The following is a 26,201-nucleotide window of genomic DNA, read 5'->3' on the forward strand; positions in this document are numbered from 1 at the left end:
TATGCTTCAATAAATACAAGAAAAAATCCTCCGATACCAGCTGCTGTCATACGAATCATCTCATCCCGCCATTCATCTGTATTGTTAAACTTATATCCTTATTTTTAATTTTATAATAAAAAGTTAAATTTCTCTATAATAGTTATTTCTATAAAAACTTATTGGCTAGAACAATAGGTTTTTTGTTCTTTTTTTACAAATGTCTGTGACTGTTCATATTAACGATGTTAATCAATTGTATAATAATAGTAATTGAAATTGAAATAAGGAAAGCAGGGATGTTATGCGGCTGCAAGACAAAACCATTGAAGAACTTCTGGACTTGGAGGAGGAGTTACTCGAATCAAAAGAGGAAGAAAAAGCCGGTTCATTATATGAACTGACTAGATTGTACGAAGAACTATACAGGAGAATCTCCTCTAATCGGAACAGCGAGTATGGGGCAAGCCTGGACCAGATTAAGAAGACGCTCATTTCCTATTTAGTACGATACGGATCTTTTCTGAAAACACAATATAAGAAGGATGACTCTATGGCTGTAAAGATGCTCATAAAGGCGGTGAGATATCAAAAGGAAATTCCGATTGCTTATTATCGTCTAGGATTTCTTAGCTATAAACAAAAGGATTATCTGTTAGCTCTGACTTATTTTCAAAAAGCGGTGGATAATCAAACAACATGCACACAAAAGGACTATCTATTAAACCAGCAGCAATTGTATAATGCCTATCTCTATATTACCAATAGTGCACTGTATATGGCGAATCAGGCCAATACTTTAATAAAAGAAATAGAGTCTGAGGAATTGATTGCGCAGGCTCCTTCTTATGAACAGTCAAATCTTTTTCAATTAATCAATCAAAATGAAGAATTCTTGGCGAGTTCCGCTTTTACAGTCATCACACCAGAAGGGAAAAGGCATTGCTCACATAAGGACTGTAAAAACATCATAAAAGAAGGGCAATTACCAAATACGTTGATTCTGTATTTCTCGGATCATGGACAAACGTTGTTTTTTAATGGGAAAAAAGAAGAACTAAGTATCAATCACGCGGAAATGCTGCGCTATTTCTTTCTCTATACTTCAGAACAAACTCCTGCTACTAAATATGATTTTGGACGAAGCATCTTTGACACCAAACGGGAAGATGGTGAAATTGAAAATAATACCTATATACAAACGGTCGGGAGAATCAGGGGAAAGTTTAATAGTGTTCAAGTCCCGCAGCCTGTCATCATGAATAAACGTCATCGAGGACAAACCGGCTATTATTATAATCAGACGATACCCTTTGCTATTATTCACCGTATCGATAGCATCTTTCTTTTAGACCGATGACAAAGCTGTCATCATCCCCATGTGATAATAGATTTAGAAACAAGAAAGGGATGATGAGGAATGAAGAACTGGAATCAATTATTTGTGAGAAGCGGTTGGTTAGTCAAGCAAACGGAAGAGAATGTTTTCGATTGCCGTCATGAAACAGAGGGAAATAAGCAATTTTTACTAGAGAGTTTAGATCAGGCGGCCGTGCCCTATTTGTGGGATGAGAAAACACTGGTTATACAAAGTGAACCCATCTCTGAAGAAGAATGGATCCAAACCATTGATTTCAAGCAAAGAGGAGTGGGCGGTTACTTATGGTTCGAGCCTGGCGAGGAAGAGCCGAAAGTTAGAGAGCTGGATACGTTTATTTGCGGAATCGTACGCCAGCTGAACAGGCTAGGGATTTATACAAACGGCTCCTGTGACGGCCATGGCAGAAGAAGTGCTTATGTAATGATTGTGAAAAATGATAAGGACATAGAGCGGCTGATTCAACTATTGAAGGCTCTTGGCATGAAGAGGGTGAATGTGCGAGAAACCGCTCAATTCTATCACATTCCGTTTCCTTTAAAACAAACGGAACTTCTTGATTTAGCTGAAAAAATGAGTGTGGTTGAGGAAGAGTGGCTAACGCAAGGAGTTGAATATATTAACGAACAATTGTTTTACCACCTACTAGAACAGCTGCTGTCCATACCTGGAGCAAGCGGCAAGGAAGAGAGAGTAAGAGATTTTGTAAAAGAAAGATTAACACCCTATGTGGACGATCTTTCGGTTGACCGAAACGGAAATCTATTAGCGGAAAAAACGTATCGATCTGGCCATGGTCCAACGATTCTATTAAATGCCCATTTGGATACGGTTGAAGAAATCGAGCAGGACCGGACGATTATAAAAGAGAACGGAATCTGGTCAAGCAGCTGGGGCATTCTTGGAGCGGATGACAGAGCGGGTGTAGCTTCCATCCTTCACATGGCCGAAATCCTGCCGCAAACTTCCTTCTCCGGAAAGGTGAAATTTATTTTTACCGTGAAGGAAGAAATCGGTCTTGTCGGTGCACGTAAGGTGGATGAGTATTTCCTATGGGGAACAGACGCAGCTATTGTCGTTGACCGGCGCGGCACAGGGGATATTGTTACATCGTGCGGCGGCTACCTTCCATTTTGCGAGGAGGCATACGGCCAATTCTTTGAAAAAGTGGCTAAAGACGAAGGGCTCTTTGGTTGGAAATGCACCCCTGGAGGCAGCAGTGATACGAGGATTTGGACCGAACATGGAATTCAAAGTGTGAATCTTTCAGCAGGATATCATAATGAACATACAGAGGATGAGTGCCTGGATGTAGGGGCTTGTTACCGGACGGTAGGATTGATTAAAGCTTTCTTTGAGCAAGGGAAAGAGCTTCGAACGGTGTTGAATCAGATTCGGAGAGAGCGGGTTTCATAATCATGTCAGATGATTTAGTCACAAAAATAGTCATGGTCAAAAAGTACACTTAAACGAAAGGAATCGGAAACTCAGCTGTTTTTTCAGCTGAGTTTTTTTAAATGAGATAGGCAAAATAAGAGTAAACGATCGATAGGAGTGAAAAATATGACACAGTGTCATTAAATGAATTGACAAATGACACTGTGTCATATATTATACGAATATCAACAAGTGACACAGTGTCATATATTGAAGCTTGGAGGAAGAAGATTGCCGAAACTAACGTTTTTTAATTTACCCGATCATAAGAGAAAAATATTAATCGAAGCAGCGGAAAAAGAATTTATAAGAGTCCCTTTATTTGAAGCTTCCATTGCTAATATTATAAAAATGGCCGGCATTCCGAGGGGAAGCTTTTATCAATATTTTGAAGATAAAGAAGATCTTTATTTCTATTTGTTAGAAGAAAAATTAAAAGTCAGTAAAAGACACTTTATTACCTTATTAGAAAAACATAACGGCGATATTATCGATGCAATGCAGGAGATGTACCTTCATTTTCTTGTTGCGATGCCGGACGAGGAAGAACATACCTTTTTGAAAAATGCCATGTTGTATACAACGAACAAAGTGGAAAACTCCTTTACTAACATGTTTGAAGCCAATCATGACAACGATTATATGAAAGAAATTATGGAATTAGTTGATAAACGACGCTTGAATATGAAGGAAGATAAAGAATTGCTTCATATCTTCAAAATCGTTTCAGCCATTGCCTTCCACAACTTTATTGAAAAATCATTAAAGGGATTATCTGATGAGGAGGCAATGAAACAATTCACCATTAGAATGAATTTAATTAAGCATGGAATTTACAAATCAGAATAAAACTGGTGAAGCAACACATTAGAAAAGCTACATACAAGGAGAAGATCAAATGACTGTAACCGTTTATGGACTAGATTGTGGATCAACGAGGAAGACAAAACAGTGGTTGGAAAAGATTGGAGTTCCTTTTGTCGAGCGTAATATTCTAAAAGAACCACTAACAGTAAGTGAACTACAAGGTATTTTGCGTATGACCTTAGACGGAACAGAAGGAATTGTCGCTACAAGGTCAAAGGCCTATAAAGATTTGGACTTGGATATTGATGAACTATCCTTACAAGAGTTAATGGAGTTAATTCAGCAACATCCACGATTACTTAGAAGTCCGATTATCGTAGATGAAAAGAGACTACAGGCTGGTTATCAGGAAGATGAAATTCGTCAGTTTCTTCCAAGAAAAACCCGTAAAACGCAGTGGTTAAATTGGTCGATGAATCACTTACCTTTGATGGAAAGCTAATTCATTGGCAATAGTCATCAGTTGACAAGTGTACACAGCAGCAAGATTCATAAGACGGCGATTAAGTATGGAGGAAGCCTAATGAAGGAAGTTAAGTCACCCAAGAAACCACTCGTATTTTACTATATAGTGACAATTATCCTTATCCTATTATTAAATTCTTTTATTTTTCCAGCTATTTTCGGGCAATCGGTTAAAGAAGTCGATTATGGTTCGTTCTTAAATATGGTGGAGAAGGGGAAAGTAAAAGAGGTTGAAATTGAAAACAACTCTATTGTCTTTAAATCGAATGAAGGAGAGGACGGTAAGCTTTACAAAACGGGGACGATTGAAGACCCTAAATTAGTGGATCGCTTGTATGAAGCAGATGTTGAATTTACAAGGGTAATTCCGAGAGAAACTTCTCCTATTTTAGGCTTTATTTTGTCATGGATTCTTCCATTGATTATATTCATTGCTATTGGACAATGGTTTTTTAAACGAATGCAGAATAAGATGGGGGGAGGAAATGCTCTTTCCTTTGGGAAAAGCAATGCCAAAGTGTTTGTAGAAGCGCAAACAGGTATTACGTTTGAGGATGTGGCAGGACAGGATGAAGCAAAAGAAGCTTTGCAAGAAATCGTCGATTATCTTCACAATCCTAACAAATATAAAGACATTGGGGCGAACATTCCAAAAGGTGCTCTGTTAGTAGGCCCTCCAGGAACCGGTAAAACCTTATTAGCAAAAGCTGTAGCAGGTGAATCGAAAGTGCCTTTCTTCTCCATATCAGGCTCGGAATTTGTTGAAATGTTTGTGGGGATGGGGGCTGCAAGGGTAAGAGACTTATTCAAACAAGCACAGGAAAAAGCGCCATGTATTGTTTTTATTGATGAAATTGATGCGATTGGAAAAAGTAGAAATTCAGGTCCGATGGGCGGGAATGATGAAAGAGAACAGACATTAAATCAGCTTTTAACGGAAATGGATGGATTTGATGCAGATAAAGGGGTTGTGATTTTAGCGGCAAGTAACAGACCGGAAACATTAGATAAAGCCTTGCTGAGACCGGGAAGATTCGACCGCCGAGTGCCTGTTGAATTGCCGGACTTAAACGGTCGTGAAGCCATTCTACGGGTACATGCAAAGGATGTAAAGCTTGAGGATGACATTGATTTTCATGTCATCGCAAGAGCAACCTCAGGTGCTTCTGGAGCTGATTTAGCGAATATTATCAATGAAGCCGCTTTAAGAGCCGTAAGAATGGGGAGAACTCGAGTATCGCAAAGCGATTTAGAGGAATCCGTTGAAGTCGTGATTGCTGGGTATCAAAGAAAGAATGCAGTTATCTCTATGAAAGATAAATTAACGATTGCCTATCATGAGATTGGACATGCCTTAGTGGCTGCGAAACAAAACCATTCCGCTCCTGTTCATAAAATCACGATCATTCCTAGAACGTCCGGCGCCCTAGGTTATACAATGCAGGTCGATGAAACGGAACAAATCCTCATGTCAAAAGAGCAAGCGTTAGATAAAGTCACCACGTATATGGGCGGTCGTGCGGCGGAAGAAGTGATTTTCCAAACGATTACATCGGGTGCTTCCAATGATATTGAACAAGCAACCAAAATTGCGAGGGCTATGGTGACAAGGTTTGGAATGACAGAAGAATTTGATATGATGGCATTAGAAACGGTAAATAATCAATATTTAGGCGGAGATACGTCTCTTATCGTATCCAGTGAAACCGCCTCTAGAATTGATGATGTAGTACTTGATATTATTAAAACCTGTCATCAAAAGGCGATTCAAATTTTAGAAGAAAATAAAGAGCAATTACATGAATTAACTAAGTACTTGGTTGAAAAGGAAACCATTACGGGTGAAGAATTTATGAATATCTTAAATGGTAAGAATGCATCAGAACTAACAGTAAAATAAATATACTACAGTTATGAAACGGACCCTTTAAGTGAAGTTTAAATAGGTTAAACACGAGCCTGTATCAATGATTACATGATAATCTGAGATACAGGTTTTTTGTACTCATTTTCGTGTCTCTTTACAACGAATGTTTTTATCAGGGGACGGTCTTAGCTTAAAACGATAACGATTCGTACAATATATATACCAATGATTTAGTGAAACTCGCCCAATTTTAGCCAGCATTGATACGATTGGTGTCAGTCTAGCAGGTTGGAACGAGACTGTTGTTGAAAAAGTGATCTTCTACCATAAGTTTCATCTGATTTTATGTAAAATCCTTACACGGTACGTCTTAAATAGGAAATACACAATAAAGTAAATGACGGTTGAGGAGATTAGTATATTTATAACTGCACCTGCTAGAAATGAGAATCCACTGGAATGGAAACTATCAATCCCCTTATGGGTATGATAAATAGCATTTATGTAATCGACTTCTTCTAGTTCATCTACCTTAGATTCCCTATCTAGTATGAAGCTCCCGACCTTATAATTTAATAAGAAAAGTAGTGGCCAAATAGCCGTTCCTATGACACCACCTACAAGGGCTGAAACGGTATTCGCCTTTACTAATCTTGCCAAACCAACCGAAAGGACGGGACCTAGTCCGAATGTAGGAATCCAGCTTGGAATAAGACCCATAGTTAGACCTAACGCTACATGATGTGGATTAGATTTCAGTCGAAATAGACGGATTAAATAATATTTAATTCTACGTGTTATTTTCATCTATATAGATCCTTTCCGAGTACCTTAACATGGTCATTTTAAGAGTCAATGGTTAAATTCCAAATAAAAAATAATGTAATGGAGGGTTGATTTAGTTAGAAAATAACAAGATGTTCCCTATTTCTTATGGTGAACAAAATAATCTCTACATTCAGTGAATGCAGTAGATAAGGTATTACTTCATGCAGAATTTCAATTAGAAGTACACACCTGCTTATCAGTTATTTATCATGGGGCAGAGGAAATTGGCAGGTTGGCACAATCAATAGTAAACCGCAGCAATAAACATCCTTTTAAAAGGACAGTGATGGTCCCTTCACTTATTACTAAAGCCAGTGGCGCTAGATGCAAAAAAAGCAGTTTTGTAAATGCATTAACTATTTTTTTATCCTTTTGAGTAATCGATTAAATAAATAGATGATATAAGTAGGAGCTGCAATATATATTAGATAAGGAAACCTTTCGTAAGTTCCTTTATAGATCAGATATAATAAACATCCTAAAAAAATCGTAACAATTGTGCCGTATTTTGGTAATGGAACTTCTTTTAAGCTGGGTATTCTAATCTTACTAACCATTAAAAAGCAAAGCGTCGTAAAGACAACGGTTGTAATAATTTGTGGAATGAGATCACCAAACAAAGTAAGTAATGTTAAAATACCGCCAGCTGCAGTAATGGGTACGCCAATAAAATAATTTTGAGATGTTTTATTGCTACTAATATTAAATCTCGCTAATCGAAAAGCACCGAACAACGGGAACAACCCAGCAACAGCCAATCCAAGTAATCCAAATTGATTAAAATAAGTATAATAGATTAGAAAAGATGGAGCGATTCCGAATGTAACAATATCTGCTAATGAATCTAGCTCTTTTCCTAAAGTACTATCAGCTTTTAACATTCTAGCTAACCTGCCGTCCATACTGTCTAGCATCACACCAATTATGATTAAAATCGCGGCGTTTTTAAAATGACCATTTGCAGCAAATCCTACTGAAAGAAAACCACAATATAAATTACCTAGCGTTAACATATTAGGGATGCTTTTTGTTAAGCGCAAACCCAATCACCTACTAACTATATTTATAAATACCGAACAGGCTGTATTTTATGCCCTATTTGATGGTTGTATGGCATCTCGAATTTTTTCATTTTATCACTTAAATTACGGTATGTCGATAAGAGCATGTGGGAAACAAAGAGAAGGTTCTGCCGTTGCATCAATGGAAAAAATCCAAATAAATAAAACGGCAGAAGAACGGTCTCCATGTATCCTTACACTTGTACATTTTAAGAATGAAATGGGATTTGCGGTGTAACACTTGAAAATAAATAGCATATCATCTAATATATAAGTATTAAATTATATAAGTGAATAGTTATATAAAAAGGAGGGAATGTTAGTTGGAGAATATAGAGGCGATGGCTAAACAGTTAAAAGCAGTGAGTGATCCTAACCGTTTAAAGTTATTAGCATGTCTAAAAAAAGGGGAAGTATGTGTTTGTGATTTTGTTGATGTTTTAAATATTTCTCAACCTGCTGTCAGTCAACAATTGAAAAAATTAAAAGAAGCTGGAATTATTCTCGAAAGACCATCAGGAACATGGAAACATTATCGATTAAACGATGTGCTGCCACCCTATATTCAAACGATTATTGATCAGTTAGAAGAGATTTCAATTATAAAATGTAATTGTTAAAGATCCATCAAGAAGGAGTGAAAATGATGTCAAATGAAAGTCTAACGAAAAAGTTATCCTTTTTAGATCGGTACTTAACCATATGGATCTTTGCAGCCATGGCGTTAGGAATCATCATCGGGGTAGCAGTACCCAATGTTAAAGAGGCACTGGATAATGTCTCCATCGGGACAACCAATATTCCAATTGCCATTGGCTTGATTATCATGATGTACCCGCCGCTTGCAAAAGTAAAATATGAAGAGATGTGGCGTGTTTTTAAAGATTGGAAAGTCCTTTTACTCTCCTTATTACAGAATTGGTTGTTAGGCCCCTTTTTAATGTTCTTTTTAGCGATTATCTTTTTACATGATAAACCAGAATATATGGCAGGCTTGATTATGATTGGACTTGCCCGTTGTATTGCAATGGTTATTGTGTGGAACGACTTAGCACGTGGAGATCGTGAATATGTAGCGGGATTGGTGGCATTTAACTCAGTATTCCAAATTTTATTCTATTCCGTTTTTGCTTATTTCTTTTTAAATGTCCTTCCAGGTGTATTTGGATTAGAGAACTTATCTATCTTTATTTCGATGTGGGAAATAACCAAAAGCGTTCTTATTTATTTAGGCATTCCATTTGTAGCAGGAATGCTCACTCGTTATATAGGATTAAAAGTAAAAGGAAAAGAATGGTATGAAGGCAAGTTTTTGCCGAAAATTTCTCCATTAACCTTAATTGCTTTATTATTTACGATTGTGATGATGTTCTCATTAAAAGGAGATCAAATCATCGCTTTACCAATGGATGTTGTTCGTATTGCTATTCCATTGCTCATTTATTTCTTAATCATGTTTGCTGTATCCTTCTTTGCTTCCCGTAAAGCAGGTGCATCTTACCCAGTAACGGCAGCACTTTCTTTTACCGCTGCAAGTAATAACTTTGAATTAGCCATTGCTGTGGCAGTTGCGGTGTTTGGGATTAACAGCGGCGAAGCCTTTGCTGCCGTTATTGGTCCGTTAGTAGAGGTTCCTGTCCTCATTGCCCTAGTAAGCGTGGCACTTCGATGGGAAAAGAAATATTTTAGGACCATTAAATTATAAAGCTTTATTAGTAAAACATAAGTAAGACTTTCAAACCAATGAAAAACAAATGAGGAGGAAATCGCATGTCTAATAAAAAAACAATCTATTTCCTATGTACAGGTAATTCATGCCGCAGTCAAATGGCAGAAGGATGGGCAAAAAAATATTTAGGTGAGGAATGGGAAGTCAAAAGTGCCGGTATCGAAGCACACGGATTAAATCCCAATGCTGTAAAAGCGATGAAAGAAGCTGGAGTGGATATATCTAATCAAACATCTGATATCATTGATCCTGAGATTCTTAATCATGCCACTTTAGTCGTTACCTTATGTGGTGATGCGGCTGACAAATGTCCAGTGACACCGCCGCATGTAAAACGTGAACACTGGGGCTTTGACGATCCTGCAAAGGCTGAAGGAACAGACGAAGAAAAGTGGGCATTCTTCCAACGTGTTCGTGATGAAATTGGTGCAAGAATTAAGCGCTTTGCAGAAACAGGAGAATAACAAAATTAAATAACCAAGGGGTGTTCCTCTTGGTTTTCTTAAAAGGAACAAATAAGCAAATGCTTATTTAATAATACACTGGAGGTTTTAACTATGACGAAAGTAGAAATTTTTGATCCTGCCATGTGCTGTTCAACAGGGGTATGTGGTCCAAGTGTGGATCCAGAGTTAACAAGAGTCGCATCCGCAGTTTATTCATTAGAACAAAAGGGCTTCAATATTAAACGATATCAACTTACAACTAATCCTGATATATTTGCCCAAAACAATGAAATCACTCGCATTTTTAAAGAAAAAGGACCAGATGCTTTACCAGTTGTTTTAGTTAATGATCAAGTGGTAAGAGTGGGAGGTTATCCTGCAAACGAAGAGTTTGCACAATGGTTTGGGGTAAAACCGGAAGAATTAAATGAAAAACCAAAATCACGCATTTCTTTTAATTTAAATCAACTTTAATCCACTTGAAAGAAGGCAAAAAACATGTATCCATCATTTAGTCCGAATCATATCCAAACTCAATTTTTATTTTTAACGGGCAAAGGTGGCGTAGGTAAAACATCAACAGCTTGTGCCACAGCTGTGGCCTTGGCGGACAGTGGAAAAAAAGTGTTATTAATTAGTACAGATCCTGCCTCCAATCTACAAGATGTATTTGGAATCGAATTAACCAGCACACCCAAAGCCATTCCTAGCATTGAAAACTTATTTGCGAGTAATATCGATCCAGAAGCTTCAGCAAAAGCTTATCGTGAAAGTGTTGTCGGGCCGTATCGTGACAAATTTCCAGAAGCAGTTATTGCAACAATGGAAGAACAATTATCAGGTGCGTGTACGGTTGAAATTGCTGCATTTGATGAATTTACAGGTTTTCTTACCAATAGTGAAGTCGTAAATCAATATAATCATATTATTTTTGATACAGCTCCAACAGGTCATACACTAAGACTGTTACAACTTCCGACTGCTTGGAAAGGATTTTTAGAAGAAAGTACACACGGTGCATCCTGTTTAGGACCTTTATCTGGATTAGCAGATAAAAAGGATCTTTATTCAAGCGCAGTATCTGCCCTTTCCGATGCAGCTAAAACTACACTCATATTGGTAACCAGACCAGATGTTTCAGCTCTTTTAGAAGCAGATCGTGCTTCACAGGAACTGAAAGAAATTGGTATCAAAAATCAAATGCTCATTATAAATGGTCTTCTTCAGCATTATATTGAAACCGATGAAATTTCATCTGCTTTTTATCATCGACAAAGAGATTCATTAAAGCGAATGCCTGACAATTTAAAAGAGATCATTACGTACTCTCTACCATATGTTTCATATTCTTTGACAGGCGTGGAAAATCTTCGAAATCTATTTAAACCATACAAGCCTTCAACAACTTTGGATATGGAAAATCCATCCGTAAATCTTCCAGGGTTAAAAGCTGTCATTGAGGATTTTTCAGCTAATGGTACCAAGTTGATTTTTACAATGGGTAAAGGTGGAGTAGGTAAAACAACCGTCGCATCTGCCATTGCAGTGGGTCTAGTGGAAAAAGGGCATCGTGTTCACTTAACCACAACCGATCCCGCGGCACACTTGGAATATCAATTCCAAAGTAACTCTTTCAATCAAAATTTAACAATTAGCAGCATCAATCCGAAAGTAGAAGTTGAAAAGTATAAAGCTGAAGTTCTTTCCAGAGTAAGTAACGATTTAGATGAAGCAGGTCTTGCTTACTTAAAAGAGGATTTAGAATCACCATGTACAGAGGAAATTGCCGTTTTCCAAGCCTTTGCAGAAGTTGTAGCCAAATCAGAAAATGAAATTGTCGTCATTGATACAGCTCCAACAGGGCATACCTTACTATTATTAGATGCATCAGAGTCTTATAGTAAAGAAATTGAAAGGTCAACAGGAAAGGTACCGGAAAGTGCTAGAAAGCTGTTGCCGCAAATTCGAAATCCAAAAGAAACATCCGTAGTGATTGTCACCCTTGCAGAAGCTACACCTGTTTTAGAAGCGTCGAGATTACAAGATGATTTAAGACGAGCAAGTATAAATCCAAAATGGTGGGTTATTAATCAAAGTTTATCTGCTACCAATACGAATGATCCTATATTAAAAGGAAAAGCGATAGCAGAACAGGGATGGATTCAAGAAGTGAATGAAAATAAGGCTGAGAAGTGCGCTATTATTCCTTGGTTACTGGAAGAAAAGGTTGGGTACGACAAGTTAAAAGATTATATTAATTAATCAGTGGATGAGTGAGTATGGAAAAAGCTGTGATTTTTTCTTTAGAGGTAAAACAGAAGAGATTATTGAAACAGCTGGGATTTTTGTTGCTCATGATTGGAGTAAATCATTGTAGCAGGAGGATAAATATGACAACAAAGAATTATCAGGAATTAGTAAAAGACCGTATTTACATCGGTGGTGCAGATGACGTAGAAGATATGATGGGAAATGAAAAAGTAGATGTTATTTTTGATCTAAGAGCAGAGGCACCAACAGAAGAATCAACATATAATCGTGTTCATAGTCCAATTGTGGACGATTCACACCACCAAGATGAATCTATTAAGAACTCAATTGATCATGTGGTGAATGCGTATAATGAAGGGAAAAATATTTACTTTCACTGTCAAGGAGGAAGCAATCGTACAGGGACAGTTGCGATCGGAACACTTTTGGCTTTAGGTAAAGCAAGTACAATTGAAGAAGCAGAAGAAATGGCTAAGACAGCACGACCAAAAATTAATGTGAAATCTGAAATGAAACAGGCATTAAAACGAATTTATCCAAATGCATAGTTAAATATAAGGGAGAGAGATACAATGAAAATTACAGATGAAGCTAAACAACTTTTAGAAAACTTTTTAAAGGAAAAGGGTGCAGAGGGAATTCGTCTTACTGCTACAGAAGGTTGTTGCGGACCACAATTTGCAATCACACTAGATGCACCACAGCAATCAGATAAAATTGAAACCATTAATGGAATTAAGGTAGCATTCGATTCGCAAGTGACAGGTACAGAGGAATTAACTTTAGACAAAGAAGAAAATCAAAATGGTGCAGGATTAGTATTAGTTGGTGCTAGTAGCTGTTGCTAATGAAAAAAGGTAAAAAGAAAAGAAGAGATAACACAGCAATCTCTTCTTTTTGATATAGAAAAATGTATAAATAAGTAAGCAGGGAGGATTACAAGTGAAGGTAACAGACCAGGCTAAAGAATATATTCAACAAGCTATGCAAGATAAACAAGTGTCTACACTTCGTTTTTATGGAATAAATGGATGTTGTGGTGTGAACTTAGGTGTCGCCCTACAATAACCAGCAGAAAATGATATTTTAGAGCAAGTGAATGGCGTAAATATTGCTATTCAAGCAGATGTGACAGAACAATTGAGTAATGTCACCATTGATGTGGAGGAAGAAAACGGTGAAATGGGTATTGTGTTAAATGGGTACAACAACACATCTTGTTGCTAATGATTTCGCTTCAACTACTATATGATCATTTTGAATCATTACTTAAAGCCATAAGATAATGGATATAACCAATGAAACAATGGGACGTTTCATCAATGGAAAGAAAATCCAAATAAATGAAATGGCAGAACCGTCCGATACGGCCGAAAAAGTCGGTTGAAGGAAAATAAGATATTAATTACCTGCTGGATGTAGATTAATGTCTTTTATTTACGGTATATTGATGGAACTTCTCAACCATTGTCCAAAGTGAACATTTTTTCAGTGGTCTCGAACCTCCCCTGTGTATTGACCGCTATTAGAACGTGTATACAACCATTGCAGAAAACACTGCTCTAATATAAAATAAAAGCATTGCAACATGGTGTTTCATATACCTGGGAGGGTATTTTTTATGTATAGAGATCTACTGATGAATTTAACATTAATTATTTCATTTTTATCCATTTCAGGACAATTTTTTAAAGAAAGTCCAATGAATGCAACTAGAAGAAACCAAATATTTAGCGGCATACTTGCAGGGATTTTAGGATGCATATTAATGTATTTTTCTATTAATGTCACTGATATTCTCATAATGGATTTAAGAAATTTTACTATTATCATAGCCACTGTGTATGGCGGGATTCTTAGCGGAGGAATAGCGGCCATTATTTGTATCTTTGGACGTGTGTTACTTTTTGGAATTAATCCCGGTTCCATTGGTGCAGTAATCTCTATTATTGTTCTAATAATCGTGTGTGGACTATTGCTCAAAACGAAAATGTCTACTTTTAATAAGTTTATGGGGATGAATGGAAGTAGTGTTATTATTATGTCTATTTTATTTATTGATTTAATTGATGATCCAGAGAAATTAAGGCAAGCACTGATATACTTTGGATTCATATCAACTATTGGTGGAATCATCATCTATAGCCTGACAAATTATATTTCCTATTCAAATGCGAATTTTAGAAAGCTTCGGCTGTTTGAAAAGGTAATAGATACGACTAATCAAGGTGTAACGATTACAGATAAGCAAGGGAAACTCCTTTATATAAATGGCGGCTTTACAAGGATAACAGGTTACCACTCTAATGAGGTCATTGGAGGCAGTCATCGAATCCTTCAATCAGGTCACCATGATAAGGTATTTTATCGCAAAATGTGGGATGACCTCACTAAGACGGGCCAATGGATGGGCGAAATTTGGAATAAGAATAGAGAAGGACAAGTTTATCCTGAATTACTAAACATAAGTGAAGTCCAAAATAAGCATGGTCAAACAGTGAATTATGTCGCTGTATTTTCGGATATTACTGAAATGAAAAATACAGAAAATCAACTAAAGGAAGCGAATGAGCACCTGCAAAAACTTTCATCAATAGATGGATTAACTAAAATTTCAAACCGTCGAACGTTTGATACTTCATTAGAAAAGGAATGGAACCAAGCACTTAGGTATAGACATCCTATTTCTATTATCATGCTAGATATTGATTATTTTAAAAAGTTTAATGATACGTATGGCCACTTAGGAGGGGATGAGTGTCTAATAAGGGTGGCAGCTGCACTATCAGATACAGTCAATCGTTCTTCAGATGTGGTAGCGAGATATGGCGGAGAAGAATTCGCCATGATTCTACCGGATACAAATGAACAAAATGCTCTCCACATAGCAGAGAAAGTGAGAAGCAACATCGAGTTATTAAATATTCCCCACAAAAATTCTTTAATTAGTGATCATGTCACCATAAGTGCAGGCGTAGTCACAATCTTCCCAGAAGAGCAAATAAAACTAGTCGAGTTACTTCTTCATGCTGATCAAGCTCTTTATAAAGCAAAGGAACATGGCCGAAATCGAGTAGAAATCTATCAGATATGAAACAAAGGAACGGTTCGGGACTGCTGAAAAACACTTTTCTGACAGATTTTCATGGAAATCTATTATGTTTGTCAAAATCAAGGCCTCTTTCTGACAGATTTTCATGGAAATCTATTATGTTTGTCAAAATCAAGGCCTCTTTCTGACAGGCTTTCATGGGATTCCATTATGTTTGTCAAAATCAAGACCTCTTTCTGACAAGCCCAATAGAGCTGTCCTATCAATTAGGATGCTTCTGTTATATACTACCGATTAAAATTCATTTTTATATTTTTTCAGCAGTCTCGAACGGTTCTGCCGTTTCATTCATCAATGGAAGAAAACTCCAAATGAATGAAATGGCAGAACCGTTCCCATGTATCGTCATGAATAAACAAACAATTAACAGCATACGGATAAAGAAACCGATTGGAGTTGATTGTTTTGAGCCATTTTATTCCTGACAAACTATCTGTGACATACAGGACTGGTGTTACTGCTGCGGAACCTGTTATTCCAAGGCGTTACACGCTAACTCACTCTGATGTAACGGGAGAGTTATTTTTGAACATCGGGATGAATTATGCCTGGGATCAAATCAATCCAATGAGAGATGAAGTATTAGGGGAGTGGAAACAAAATGGAAGTCTCTTCTATTATTGTGTGTATGTATCTATCGATCAAGGGCAATATAGCCAAAATATATCAGCAAAACGCAATGAAATATTTAGACGTGAACTGCCGCTGGCACTGACAGCTATTCGATACGGCGATAGGTTTCTTTTCAACGCATATCCTCATTTAAATCAAGCTCCCATCATTATTCACTTTATGTCCGCTTATCCACAGTTTGCAAGGCAGGAAAATTGGGGAACCTTCCAAAACATGACCGGCTCCATGTAATCCCATTCCAGCTCACTTTGCCCAGCCCCGGTGGGGTTTTTTGCATGTACAAAAGGTGTTTGGATATATTAACATTATACTTTTTGATAACTGGGGGAATATAAGTGAATTTACAATCTGGAACCTATTATTGGCCCATTACTTTTCCTGATGCTCCATCTTATCCAGCATTGGAGGAAGACCTATCTTGTGATGTATTAATCATTGGGGGTGGAAGTTCGGGAGCACAGTGCGCCTATTATCTTGCTGATGCTAATTTAGATGTGGTCCTAATTGAAAAATCAACCATTGGCAGCGGCAGTACCAGTACGAATACAGCCCTCATTCAATACTCTGGTGAAAAACTATTTACAGATATGATCAACACTTTTGGAGCGGATTATATAGAAAGGCATTTACAATTATTAAAGGAGGCCATTAATGAAATAGAAGCAGCCTCAAAAAACGTCACCATTGATTGTGAGTTTAACAGAAGAGATACCCTATATTCCGCAAGCTGTGCAGAAGATGTTGAAAGTCTAAAAAGGGAATATGAATTTTTAAAGCAGCATAACTTTGAACTTGCTTTTTTAACAAAGGAAGAGATTGAAGCAAAATATCCTTTTAGCAGGGATGCCGCTATTTACTCATACAACGATGCAGAAATAAACCCGTTCAGATTCACCCATGCCTTATTGGATTACGCAGCACAAAAAGGAATCCGTATATATGAAAATACGGAAATGAACGGTCAGCATTATGATAAAGAACGAGGAAAGACGGTTGTTTCGATAAAGAATAGGTGTTCTATACAAGCACGCTATATTATTTTTGCGGCAGGTTATGAAGGAATGGAAATGAAAAAAGAGAAAAAAGCCTCTTTTGTCAGTACATACACAGTAACAACCCATCCCGTCGAAGATCTCTCCGAATGGTATAATCGGACACTCATTTGGGAAACCGCCCGTCCTTATTTATTTATGCGTACAACGAGAGATAATCGAATCATTATCGGCGGACTAGATGATAATACGATATACCCCGAAGATCGAGATAGTAAACTGATTCATAAAAAGAAGCAACTGATTGAAGAATTTAATAAAATGTTTCCTACTATTAAAGTACAGCCCGAGTATTACTGCGCTGCATTTTATGGAGGAACATCGGATGGCATTCCGATTATTGGCAAATACGAGGAATATCCGAATAGCTATTTTCTATTTGCCTTTGGTGATAACGGGACCGTTTACAGCCAATTGCTGTCGAAGATTATTGTAAAGGAGATTGTTGAAGGAAACTGTCCAGATTTAGCTCTATACTTACAGGAACGTCCTTTGCTAAACAAGTGAAACAAAGAGATGGTTCTGCCGTTTTATTCATCAGTGGAAGAAAAATCCAAATGGATGAAATGGCAGAACCGTTCCCATGTATCCTATTTTTTATTCACTTAGTAATATAATCTTCAGAATCACTTCTTTAGTAAGAATGCCTTCTTTAACTTAGACACTGAGTATTTTAGTAGTATTCTCTAATCACATGGTTGTAGAAAAAGGTGAGCATAGAATGATGCTTGCCTTTTTAATATATTTGCCTTACTGATAAGCTTCAAAGCCTTCTCGATAAAATCAGTCGAAAGGTTTCTAACTCTTCAGGGAAATTCATATTACAGGCTAAATTGGAAAATAATATATAAGAGGTGATTATATGGATGAGAATCAATTAAAACTTACATCTTCGGAAATAGGAACACTATGGGGAGAGTATGTAAACGGCACAGCGACAGATATAGTAAATAAATATATGGTTTCTATTATTGAGGATGAAGCAATTAAAGCCATTTTTGAGGACGCCATTAAGACGTTCGAAAAACAAAAGAAACAAATCGTAACCTTTATCGAGAAAGAGGGATTTCCAGTTCCAATTGGATTTACTGAGTCTGATCTTTTTAAAGATAAACCGAGATTATTCACGGATATATTTTGTCTGAACTATTTACATATCATGACATTACATGGTTTGCTGGGACACAGCACGGCATTAGCTGTTTCCGTTAGAAAAGACTTAAGGGACTTTTACGATTCATGTGATAACGATGCGAAAAAGATGTATCACCAAACCATTGAGTTATTGCTTGAGAAAGGAAGTTTTCAAAGAGACCCTTTGTTTTATCCAGCTGAAAACCCTGAGTTTATTTCCAGCCAAGATTTCACAGATGGACTTTTTGGAAAGGATAGGACCTTATCAGCGACAGAAATGATTAGTATTTCTTTCAACCTTAAAAAGAGCATTATGACTAAAACCCTTTCTATCGCATTTAGTCAAGTTGCTCAAACAAAAGAGGTAAGAAAGTTTTTAACTGATTCTGAGAAAACGGCTGATAGTCAAATAAAAGCATTTGCAAAAATAATGCAAGATGATAATTTACCAGTTCCAAAATCTTGGGAAACAGAAGTGACAACTTCAACGGACTCTCCTTTTTCCGATAAGTTAATGATGTATCATATTGGTTTCTTGTTCCAAGCGGCACAAAACTATCATGGAGCAGGATTAGCTTCATCTATGCGAACAGACCTTGTAACAACGTATGAAGGGACTATTCTAAAAAATTTAATGGTTACAAAAAAATGGTATAACTTAATGGTGAAAAATAAATGGTTGGAACAGCCCCCACTTGCTCCAAATAGAAAAGAAATTGCAAAAGAAGTATAGGATCAACCATTGCTTGGGTATGTTCAGTGAGTAAAAATATATTTGAAAAACTACTATGGAGCATCGCACTTCCTGGGTTTGGTCAGTATTTAAACGGAAAATATTTTAAAGGCACAGTACTTTTGATACTTGAACTTCTGATAAATACACAATCCCATTTCAATCAGATTATACTTATGAGTTTTCATGGAGAAATGAGTGAGGCCATAAAACATGCGAATTATCAGTGGCTCATGTTTTATCCTTGTTTATACTTCTTTGCCATGTGGGATGCCGTTAAAGATGCTGGTGGAGGTAAAGATCCTATTTCTTTTCTTCCGTATGTTTTAACTGCCTTTTTTGTGACAGTTGGTTTGATTTTTTCATCAAAATTAGTGATATTTGGAGTATTATTAGGTCCTGTTTGGCTTCCAATGTTGTTTGTTTTTCCTGGGGCAGCACTTGGAGTTATGATTAAGAAAATCATAAATAAACAGTCTTTGAAAACCATCCCCTAAAACAAAGGGACAGCGCTGTTTCATCAATGGAGAAAAATTCAAATAAAAGAAACGATAGAAACTGTCCCCATGTTTCTATCGTTTTTTTTCGAGGAATAAATAATTGAAGGGAAGGGCAAAGAGACTGATTTAGTCATTACTATCTTTAATTGCAGCAGGCTTTCCAAATAAATAGCCTTGAAATAGTTTATAGCCAATATTCTTTAACCAAATAAAGTCGTCTCTACTTTCAATTCCTTCTGCTAAAGGAATGGCACCAACCTGTTTCGCCGTTTGTAATATGTTCATTGCTGTTTCCTGCTTATCCGAATCTGCAGCAACCCCTTGCACAAATTTCATATCAAGCTTCATGTAATTGGGGGATAATTCTTTCAATACTTCTATTGTACTAAAACCTTCACCAACATCGTCTAATGCATATTCAAAACCTTTATCTTTATAATACATTAAAATCCTTTTTAAATGATTTAAATCCTCTACTTGCTCTGTTTCTACGACTTCAAATACAAAATGAGAGGGGGCTATGCCGAGTTGATTTGTCAATTGGGTAGTTGTTTTCAGACAATGTTCCGGTGAATAAATGGAAGTAGGAATAAAGTTGATAAAAACCTTTTTGTTTGTAAAACCAGCATGACGAACAGCCGTCATACGGCAAACTCGATCTAATGAATACGTCCGATTCCGAGCTTTAGCTGCTGAAAAAGCTTCAAAAGGAGAATAAAACTGCCCTTCCTCCTTGATAAAACGTGCTAACATTTCGTATCCGTAAATTTCTTCTGTTTCATCGACAATTGGTTGCACATAACTTTGTACGGATTCCTCCAAGATGATTTGATCAATCCATTTCGAGTCAAACGTTTCTGAAATCTGTCTAATTGGTTTCCATTCCTTGTTATCAATACGAAATGAAATAGTCTCCATATCCAGATGGTCACAAAAAAAGTCATATAAATCTTGAATAGCTAATTCTTTAACAACAAGAACATTTTCCTCATAGCTAACCAGCAGTTTCTTTCTTTGAAGGTGCAATAGAATATCAGGAAAATAATTTTTGTTGCTTTCTCCAGAAATCTTAATTTCATAGTTTAAATCCGACGGATAACATACATTGCAGTCTAACATCGATATCTCCACCCCTAATCATTTTCTATTATTGGTCTGTTAAAGGATCATCTTGAATGATAATCATGTTTTTTTACATCTTCCATGACAGCCATTGAAGCATAATAACCGCTTAGAGCGGAGGATAATGTCCCAGGGCCTGGAAATACCTGCTCTCCAGCAATATAAAACTGAGGCAGTGAAGATCGAACACTTTTAGGCTTTAACACCGCATGTTTAACGGTTAAGGAGGTACCGCCAACATAGGCTTTACCGATATACCTTTGATAAGTTAATGGTGTACCCGCTTCCGCATCGATTACATATTCCTTAAGAGGCATCATTTTTTCAATCTCTGAGAGAATGGCATTTTTCACCTTCTCTTTTTTGTTTTTGTATTCCTCCTTCGTACACAAAATCCACTCTTTAGGATTGGTATGAATAGAGGCTGTCATCATCACTTCTCCCGCAACTGTTTCCCCATTTTTATTCAATGATGGGTGAAAGGTAACATACAAAGGGCCTGCTTCCTCTCTTAAAATCTTGGAATGCTCAGACTTAGGTACGATTTGATAAGCAAACGGTAACTTTTTCCCTCTTAAAGGACCCCGGCATATATCCTCTTTCAATACCGCATCCAACCGAAAAGCGCCCCAGTCAGGATTTCTATTCTGAGCTTTGCTAGGATCATAACCAAATAGTACACCGGTATTGTTCACAATAATATCAAAGGATGCTTTGCATTTAGGACTCTGTACTTCCCATTGTTTTTCCATCTTGTTATAACTAACAGAACCAACAGGGGAGTTTAATAAAATTTCACCGCCTAAACCTTCTATTCTATCGGCCAATCTTTTACTGATTTCACCTATGCCATTTTGAATACTGAAGCTGCCCCTTCTATAGATGGTTAAGGCTAAACTCGCTGGCAGAAGAGCGGCTTCACTCACATCTGTCTGAACGGCATCAATAAGTTGTACATTCAACATTTGACGGAAAGGGGTAACCTGTTCAAGCCTGTATTTTCTCATGAAGTCTTCTACCGTATAAGATGAAAAACGAGCTAAACGCATGAGTGAAAAAGGATGATGAAAAACAAACCTGAGTATATCTGCCAGTCCGCTAAATGTTTCTATCGGCAAAGCTGTTCTAGTTTCCGTGAAAGCAAGAACACTCTCACCAATTTTGGTCAGATTGCGCCAAAAATTAAGGACGTTCTGACTATGTTCAGGAAAAGTCTTCTTCAGTTCAGCTTCCCAATCCAAAGAATCCTTGTAAATGGAAATGGTTTTACCAGGTAATACAACATCCATTGGGTGAAGTAATTCTGTTGCAGGTAAATCAATATCTAGTTCGTTTAACATATTTCTCAATAAACCGTGTTCTTCTAACCCAAAAGCTAGTGTGGCACCTGTTGGAAATAATCGATTCTTACGGACATACCATCCTGCCGAACCGCCTACTGTTGCCGCCTTCTCTAACACAGTCACTCTATAGCCGTGCTTTGCTAAGTAAGCTCCCGCGGTTAGCCCGCCAATGCCAGCGCCAATTACGCAAACCGTTTTCTCCAAACAGCTCCCGCCTTTCCCATTCATTCTCCAACCGCTAATTTTTTCCTTATCTTATTAGTATCAAAAGAGATAAAATATGTCAAATGTTTGTATATTATTCTTTTTAAAACATTATACAATTTAACAAACTCTTGTTATAATCTACTTATAAAAATCGCTATATACTTATGACCCATTGGAGAATACAAGCAGCTGACCAATAAGTTAAAAGAAGGGCCAGGGATTATCATGTTTTTAAGCATAAAAAGGAATAAACAATCAACATTTAGTTTGAGAAGTTTTGAGGAAAAGTTTAGCCACATTCAAGTAGAAATTGATCGTAACTTACCAACAGACATACAACTTCAATTGGATATGATTCAGCTTAAAGAAAGAGATTTACAAATATTAAAGTTAATCCAACCAGCTATTAAGGAAAATATTCATAAAATGACCACAGGTTTTTATGGTCGTGTGATGGAAGTGCCACATTTAACAGCTATGATACAGAGTCATAGCACGGTTAATCGATTAAAACAAACGCTTCAATCACATCTGATAGAAATGTTTGACGGTCATATCAATGATGTATTTGTTTCAAAAAGGGAAAGAATTGCTCATGCTCATATAAAAATCGGTTTAGAGCCCAAGTGGTATATGGCCGCTTTTAATGTTTTATTTGAAATAGCTCAAAATATCATTCATCAACATTTCAATCATTCAGAAGAGCGTGCCATGGCAATCAATGCAGTGAATAAGATCTTAAGTTTTGAGCAGCAGCTCGTTTTAACCGCATATGAAGAGAGAGAGAAACAATTACGTGAAAAAGTAGACAGAAATGCCAAACTGGAATTGGTTGCAAATGTAGGTGAGAATGCCGCACGTTTAGCTGCAACAGCTGAGCAAACACATGCAAGCACTTCAGAAATGTCCAATCAGTCAAAAATTATTAAAGAAGCATCTAATAAGGGGAAACAGCTTTCAAATGAAGTGCAAAGAAAATCTCAGGATGGATCAGAGAACATGAAAAATTTAAATAGACAAATCCAAGAGATTAAACAAGGGGTAAGCGGTATAGTGGAAAATGCCAAGACATTGGACAATAACGCAAAAGAAGTACAAGGAATAGTAAATATTATTTTAGAAATTGCTGATCAAACGAATTTACTAGCATTAAATGCAGCTATAGAAGCCGCACGTGCAGGAGGAGCAGGGAAAGGGTTTGCAGTTGTAGCTGAAGAAGTTAGGAAGCTAGCCAATCAAACGAAGAGTTCTTCATCTAAAGTATCTGAAATAAGCGGAAAAACAAATCATCAGATTAAGACGATTGAAGCATCGATACAAAACATAGATAAAATTGTCCAAAAATGTGTGAAAACAACTGAGCTAGTCAATCAATTATTAGAACAAATCTTGAAAGAGGCCAAGGAAAGTAACAATCAAAATATCCTTATTGAAACTGAAATTTCAGGATTAGTAAATATGTTATCTGATGTTTCCGAGGCAAGCGAGGAAGTGGCGAATACAGCCACATTATTATCTGAAACCATTTCTGACTACACGGGTATCAAAAATGAATGAAACAAAGGGGCGGTTCTGCCGTTTCATCAGTGGAAAAAACTCCAAATGAATGAAGCGGAAGAACCATCCGAGACCGTTCATTCTTAACACCATAACCGTAATTCCCTCATCCAGTAAACGAGTAACATAGTGGCGGAAACCGCTCGGGTATCCCAAGATGCCAGATACCATCCACTTCTGTATGGTATCTGGCACTCTTAGTATTATTCTTCTTTCCGATTGTCAAAATGGTCTACACAAACTTGTCTTAGGCCGCTTAACTTCGTAATGAGTTCATCAATGTCATACGTACGGATGGTGTCCTTTAAATCATTATTTTCTTCGGTTATGGATGGTATATGAATCTCCATAAAGCCGTCCCATCTTAAATTGGCATCAAATATGCCTTCTTCATCCTCAACTTCCAATCCAATTACTTTATTTTCATCATTTAGATGTTTTGATTTTATAATCCACTTCATGTTCTCCACCTTATCTATTTCTCCAATTAGGGTGTATTAGGAGATTCTTTTCGTGTATCGTATCCTTTTAAAACTCAATTTATCCTTATTTGCCTATATTATTTTGACCGATAAGTATGATTTATGAGGTTTTTTTATTAAATTTCGTTCATTGGAAACGAGGTTCATTTCAATGGAGAAAACTGACATCATACTCCGTTCAAATCTCCTTTCTCATCTATAACACCCAACGTCCGGGTATAGATGAGATGGCTATTCTAACCTCTTATAATGGATTATTCTCCTTTGTTTGCTGTCTAATCTCGTCCGAATATAACAAATGATGTATAATAAGAAAAATAAATCCAATACATGGGTTGTATCACTATAATATTCTCGAATAGAAATAATAAGATAATACATTTCTAAAACAGCTAAACGTCGTAACAAATTTCTTACTAATGTTACTTCATAAAATACACTGATTGAAAAGGAACGATTGCTATGAGATTTAAACCAAGTTATGCACCAGGACCAACGGACGTACGTGAGAATGTACGCTTGGCGTTAGCTAAAAAAACCAATAACACTGATTTTGATAAAGAATTCATCCACTATTACCATGAGGTATGCCAAAAGATGGGCCGGGTCATGGGTACGACAAATGAAGTACTGCTGCTTGCCGGAGAAGGGATTCTAGCTTTGGAAGCTGCTTGTGCGAGCTTAACTGAAAAGGGTGACCGTGTCCTTGTGCTCGATAACGGGATATACGGTGAAGGGTTTCAAGATTTTGTCAGAATGTATGGAGGAGAACCTGTTGTCTTAAGTTTTGACTATCATAAAGACATACCTGTTGAAGAAGTACGGAACTATTTAGAAAAAGATCATGACTTCAAATATGCAACATTTGTTCATTGTGATACACCAACGTCCATCTTAAATGAGGTCAGCCAACTTTCTCCCTTACTAAAGGAATACGGCATTCTAACAGTGGTGGATTCAGTAGCTGGTATGGTGGGTGAACCCATTGATGTCGACCAAAATCAAATCGATATTTGCTGCGGAGGTACTCAAAAGGCTATCTCAGCACCTGTTGGCTTAGCGATTGTTTCCATTAGTGAGGACGCTAAAAAAGCGATGAATGATCGTAAAATACCAATTGCTTCCTATTATGCAAACCTGCAAATTTTCAACGGATATATGGAAAAAGGAACCTTGCCTTATACGATGCCCGCTGGCACTATTGAGGCTTTAGATGTTGCTTTAGACAATATTTTAAAAGAAGGTCAATCGGCGGTTTATGAACGACATGCGAAAATTGCGAACGCAGTAAGAAAATCTATACAAGAATATGGACTAAGATTATTCTTAGAATCAGGATGCTCCAATACAGTCACTGCCGTCATCATTCCAGCAGAAATAGGCGCATTACGATTACAACAACACATCCAAGAAACATCCAATCTATTCATTGCTACTTCTTTGGCGCAATATGAAGATGTCATCTTGCGTATTGGTCATATGGGTGAAAATGCCTTCATTGAAAAAGTTCTACATGTATTAACAGTAATCGATCATGGCCTGCGTGATTTAGGTTTCAAAGGAAAGGGGAATCTGGGACAACTATTCCTAGATGCTTATAGAGCAGAAGAATTAAGTGCAATTTATATTTAACAAGTTATTTAAAGGCAAAGGAACTCGTCTAACAATTTCACAAATAGTTTTTGGTCATGACCGAGAAAGAGGGGATGTCTAAAAAAAATGTCAGGCATCACGTCACAATATTGAACTCAGACCCAACAAGCTGCCTAACGAAATAACCTGTCTAACTTTATGGGGTCACTTCAATTTTTCTGAGATGTTTTTGGTGTAATATTTACCAACCTAATTGAACTAAAGCACCCGTTCGTATAATTCTTCACAATCAACACCATTAAATGGATGAAATGTATTATGTAAATCAAAAATTTTTATTTAGGTATACAAATTCATATACGGAAAATTATTATAGTAGTACACATAATTCACTCATAAACCAGC

The 26,201-nt window shown here is 37.0% G+C and carries 27 protein-coding genes; 22 read left to right on the forward strand and 5 right to left on the reverse strand.

The annotated features are described in order from the left end of the window. Positions 1-283: 283 nt before the first annotated feature. The 5 genes from F4V44_RS14015 to ftsH all read left to right on the forward strand — a co-directional run bounded on the left by F4V44_RS14015 (position 284) and on the right by ftsH (position 6,026). The gene (locus tag F4V44_RS14015) at positions 284-1,339 is read left to right on the forward strand and encodes a tetratricopeptide repeat protein (protein WP_150440651.1); all 1,056 of its coding nucleotides are present in this window, start codon (positions 284-286) and stop codon (positions 1,337-1,339) included. Between the two features lie 60 nt (positions 1,340-1,399). Next, positions 1,400-2,773, forward strand: a complete 1,374-nt coding sequence (locus tag F4V44_RS14020) for a M20/M25/M40 family metallo-hydrolase (RefSeq protein ID WP_150440652.1) — start codon at positions 1,400-1,402, stop codon at positions 2,771-2,773. Positions 2,774-3,025: 252 nt separating this feature from the next. Next, complete coding sequence (locus F4V44_RS14025) at positions 3,026-3,643, forward strand: TetR/AcrR family transcriptional regulator (RefSeq protein ID WP_150440653.1); 618 nt, start codon at positions 3,026-3,028, stop codon at positions 3,641-3,643. A 49-nt stretch (positions 3,644-3,692) separates the two neighbouring features. Next, positions 3,693-4,103: a transcriptional regulator Spx gene (gene spx, locus F4V44_RS14030; RefSeq protein ID WP_150440654.1), complete on the forward strand. Its 411-nt coding sequence runs from the start codon at positions 3,693-3,695 to the stop codon at positions 4,101-4,103. Between the two features lie 81 nt (positions 4,104-4,184). Further along, positions 4,185-6,026, forward strand: coding sequence for an ATP-dependent zinc metalloprotease FtsH (ftsH, locus tag F4V44_RS14035; RefSeq protein ID WP_150440655.1), 1,842 nt, complete (start codon positions 4,185-4,187; stop codon positions 6,024-6,026). 300 nt (positions 6,027-6,326) lie between these two features. On the opposite strand, the gene F4V44_RS14040 is transcribed toward ftsH, so the two are convergent. After that, positions 6,327-6,800, reverse strand: coding sequence for a DUF2062 domain-containing protein (locus F4V44_RS14040; RefSeq protein WP_150440656.1), 474 nt, complete (start codon positions 6,798-6,800; stop codon positions 6,327-6,329). Positions 6,801-7,177: 377 nt separating this feature from the next. After that, positions 7,178-7,861 carry a CDP-diacylglycerol--serine O-phosphatidyltransferase gene (gene pssA, locus F4V44_RS14045; protein WP_150440657.1) on the reverse strand — a complete coding sequence of 228 codons (684 nt, stop codon included), beginning with the start codon at positions 7,859-7,861 and terminating at the stop codon, positions 7,178-7,180. Positions 7,862-7,931: 70 nt separating this feature from the next. Here pssA and F4V44_RS14050 point away from each other — a divergent pair, with 70 nt between their 5' ends. The 15 genes from F4V44_RS14050 to F4V44_RS14115 all read left to right on the forward strand — a co-directional run bounded on the left by F4V44_RS14050 (position 7,932) and on the right by F4V44_RS14115 (position 19,489). Next, positions 7,932-8,120 (forward strand): hypothetical protein, encoded by a 189-nt coding sequence (locus F4V44_RS14050; RefSeq protein WP_150440658.1) that lies wholly within the window; start codon positions 7,932-7,934, stop codon positions 8,118-8,120. 103 nt (positions 8,121-8,223) lie between these two features. Next, entirely contained in the window at positions 8,224-8,502 is a 279-nt protein-coding gene (locus tag F4V44_RS14055; protein ID WP_150440749.1) for an ArsR/SmtB family transcription factor, read from the forward strand. Between the two features lie 26 nt (positions 8,503-8,528). Then, the gene (gene arsB / locus F4V44_RS14060; RefSeq protein ID WP_150440750.1) at positions 8,529-9,587 is read left to right on the forward strand and encodes an ACR3 family arsenite efflux transporter; all 1,059 of its coding nucleotides are present in this window, start codon (positions 8,529-8,531) and stop codon (positions 9,585-9,587) included. Positions 9,588-9,652: 65 nt separating this feature from the next. Continuing rightward, entirely contained in the window at positions 9,653-10,075 is a 423-nt protein-coding gene (arsC, locus tag F4V44_RS14065; RefSeq protein ID WP_150440659.1) for an arsenate reductase (thioredoxin), read from the forward strand. Positions 10,076-10,168: 93 nt separating this feature from the next. After that, positions 10,169-10,531 carry an arsenite efflux transporter metallochaperone ArsD gene (gene arsD / locus F4V44_RS14070; protein WP_150440660.1) on the forward strand — a complete coding sequence of 121 codons (363 nt, stop codon included), beginning with the start codon at positions 10,169-10,171 and terminating at the stop codon, positions 10,529-10,531. A 24-nt stretch (positions 10,532-10,555) separates the two neighbouring features. Next, complete coding sequence (gene arsA / locus F4V44_RS14075) at positions 10,556-12,319, forward strand: arsenical pump-driving ATPase (RefSeq protein WP_150440661.1); 1,764 nt, start codon at positions 10,556-10,558, stop codon at positions 12,317-12,319. Between the two features lie 128 nt (positions 12,320-12,447). Continuing rightward, positions 12,448-12,876 (forward strand): protein-tyrosine phosphatase family protein, encoded by a 429-nt coding sequence (locus F4V44_RS14080; protein WP_150440662.1) that lies wholly within the window; start codon positions 12,448-12,450, stop codon positions 12,874-12,876. Positions 12,877-12,900: 24 nt separating this feature from the next. After that, the gene (locus tag F4V44_RS14085; RefSeq protein ID WP_150440663.1) at positions 12,901-13,176 is read left to right on the forward strand and encodes an iron-sulfur cluster assembly accessory protein; all 276 of its coding nucleotides are present in this window, start codon (positions 12,901-12,903) and stop codon (positions 13,174-13,176) included. A gap of 94 nt (positions 13,177-13,270) precedes the next feature. Then, positions 13,271-13,396 (forward strand): hypothetical protein, encoded by a 126-nt coding sequence (locus F4V44_RS28145; protein WP_263406662.1) that lies wholly within the window; start codon positions 13,271-13,273, stop codon positions 13,394-13,396. Positions 13,397-13,423: 27 nt separating this feature from the next. Continuing rightward, positions 13,424-13,555: a hypothetical protein gene (locus F4V44_RS28150; RefSeq protein WP_263406663.1), complete on the forward strand. Its 132-nt coding sequence runs from the start codon at positions 13,424-13,426 to the stop codon at positions 13,553-13,555. A gap of 394 nt (positions 13,556-13,949) precedes the next feature. Further along, entirely contained in the window at positions 13,950-15,422 is a 1,473-nt protein-coding gene (locus tag F4V44_RS14095) for a GGDEF domain-containing protein (RefSeq protein ID WP_191090681.1), read from the forward strand. Positions 15,423-15,845: 423 nt separating this feature from the next. Then, complete coding sequence (locus tag F4V44_RS14100; RefSeq protein WP_150440665.1) at positions 15,846-16,304, forward strand: staygreen family protein; 459 nt, start codon at positions 15,846-15,848, stop codon at positions 16,302-16,304. 104 nt (positions 16,305-16,408) lie between these two features. Further along, entirely contained in the window at positions 16,409-17,632 is a 1,224-nt protein-coding gene (locus F4V44_RS14105) for an NAD(P)/FAD-dependent oxidoreductase (protein WP_150440666.1), read from the forward strand. Between the two features lie 355 nt (positions 17,633-17,987). Continuing rightward, positions 17,988-18,992: a DUF3231 family protein gene (locus F4V44_RS14110; protein WP_150440667.1), complete on the forward strand. Its 1,005-nt coding sequence runs from the start codon at positions 17,988-17,990 to the stop codon at positions 18,990-18,992. A 26-nt stretch (positions 18,993-19,018) separates the two neighbouring features. Next, positions 19,019-19,489 carry a hypothetical protein gene (locus F4V44_RS14115; RefSeq protein WP_150440668.1) on the forward strand — a complete coding sequence of 157 codons (471 nt, stop codon included), beginning with the start codon at positions 19,019-19,021 and terminating at the stop codon, positions 19,487-19,489. Positions 19,490-19,618: 129 nt separating this feature from the next. Here F4V44_RS14115 and F4V44_RS14120 read toward each other — a convergent pair whose 3' ends face one another. After that, positions 19,619-20,611 (reverse strand): EAL domain-containing protein, encoded by a 993-nt coding sequence (locus tag F4V44_RS14120; protein WP_150440669.1) that lies wholly within the window; start codon positions 20,609-20,611, stop codon positions 19,619-19,621. A gap of 47 nt (positions 20,612-20,658) precedes the next feature. After that, on the reverse strand, positions 20,659-22,161 hold the full coding sequence (locus tag F4V44_RS14125) for a phytoene desaturase family protein (RefSeq protein WP_191090682.1): 1,503 nt from the start codon (positions 22,159-22,161) through the stop codon (positions 20,659-20,661). 228 nt (positions 22,162-22,389) lie between these two features. Here F4V44_RS14125 and F4V44_RS14130 point away from each other — a divergent pair, with 228 nt between their 5' ends. Further along, on the forward strand, positions 22,390-23,721 hold the full coding sequence (locus tag F4V44_RS14130; protein WP_150440671.1) for a globin-coupled sensor protein: 1,332 nt from the start codon (positions 22,390-22,392) through the stop codon (positions 23,719-23,721). 203 nt (positions 23,722-23,924) lie between these two features. Here F4V44_RS14130 and F4V44_RS14135 read toward each other — a convergent pair whose 3' ends face one another. After that, positions 23,925-24,182 carry a hypothetical protein gene (locus F4V44_RS14135; RefSeq protein WP_150440672.1) on the reverse strand — a complete coding sequence of 86 codons (258 nt, stop codon included), beginning with the start codon at positions 24,180-24,182 and terminating at the stop codon, positions 23,925-23,927. A gap of 483 nt (positions 24,183-24,665) precedes the next feature. On the opposite strand from F4V44_RS14135, the gene F4V44_RS14140 reads away from it, so the two are divergent. Continuing rightward, positions 24,666-25,835, forward strand: a complete 1,170-nt coding sequence (locus tag F4V44_RS14140) for a pyridoxal-phosphate-dependent aminotransferase family protein (RefSeq protein WP_150440673.1) — start codon at positions 24,666-24,668, stop codon at positions 25,833-25,835. The last annotated feature ends 366 nt before the right edge of the window (positions 25,836-26,201 follow it).

The sequence above is a fragment of the Niallia endozanthoxylica genome (genome assembly GCF_008710145.1).
GTDB classification, from domain to species: Bacteria; Bacillota; Bacilli; order Bacillales; family Cytobacillaceae; genus Bacillus_BD; species Bacillus_BD endozanthoxylica.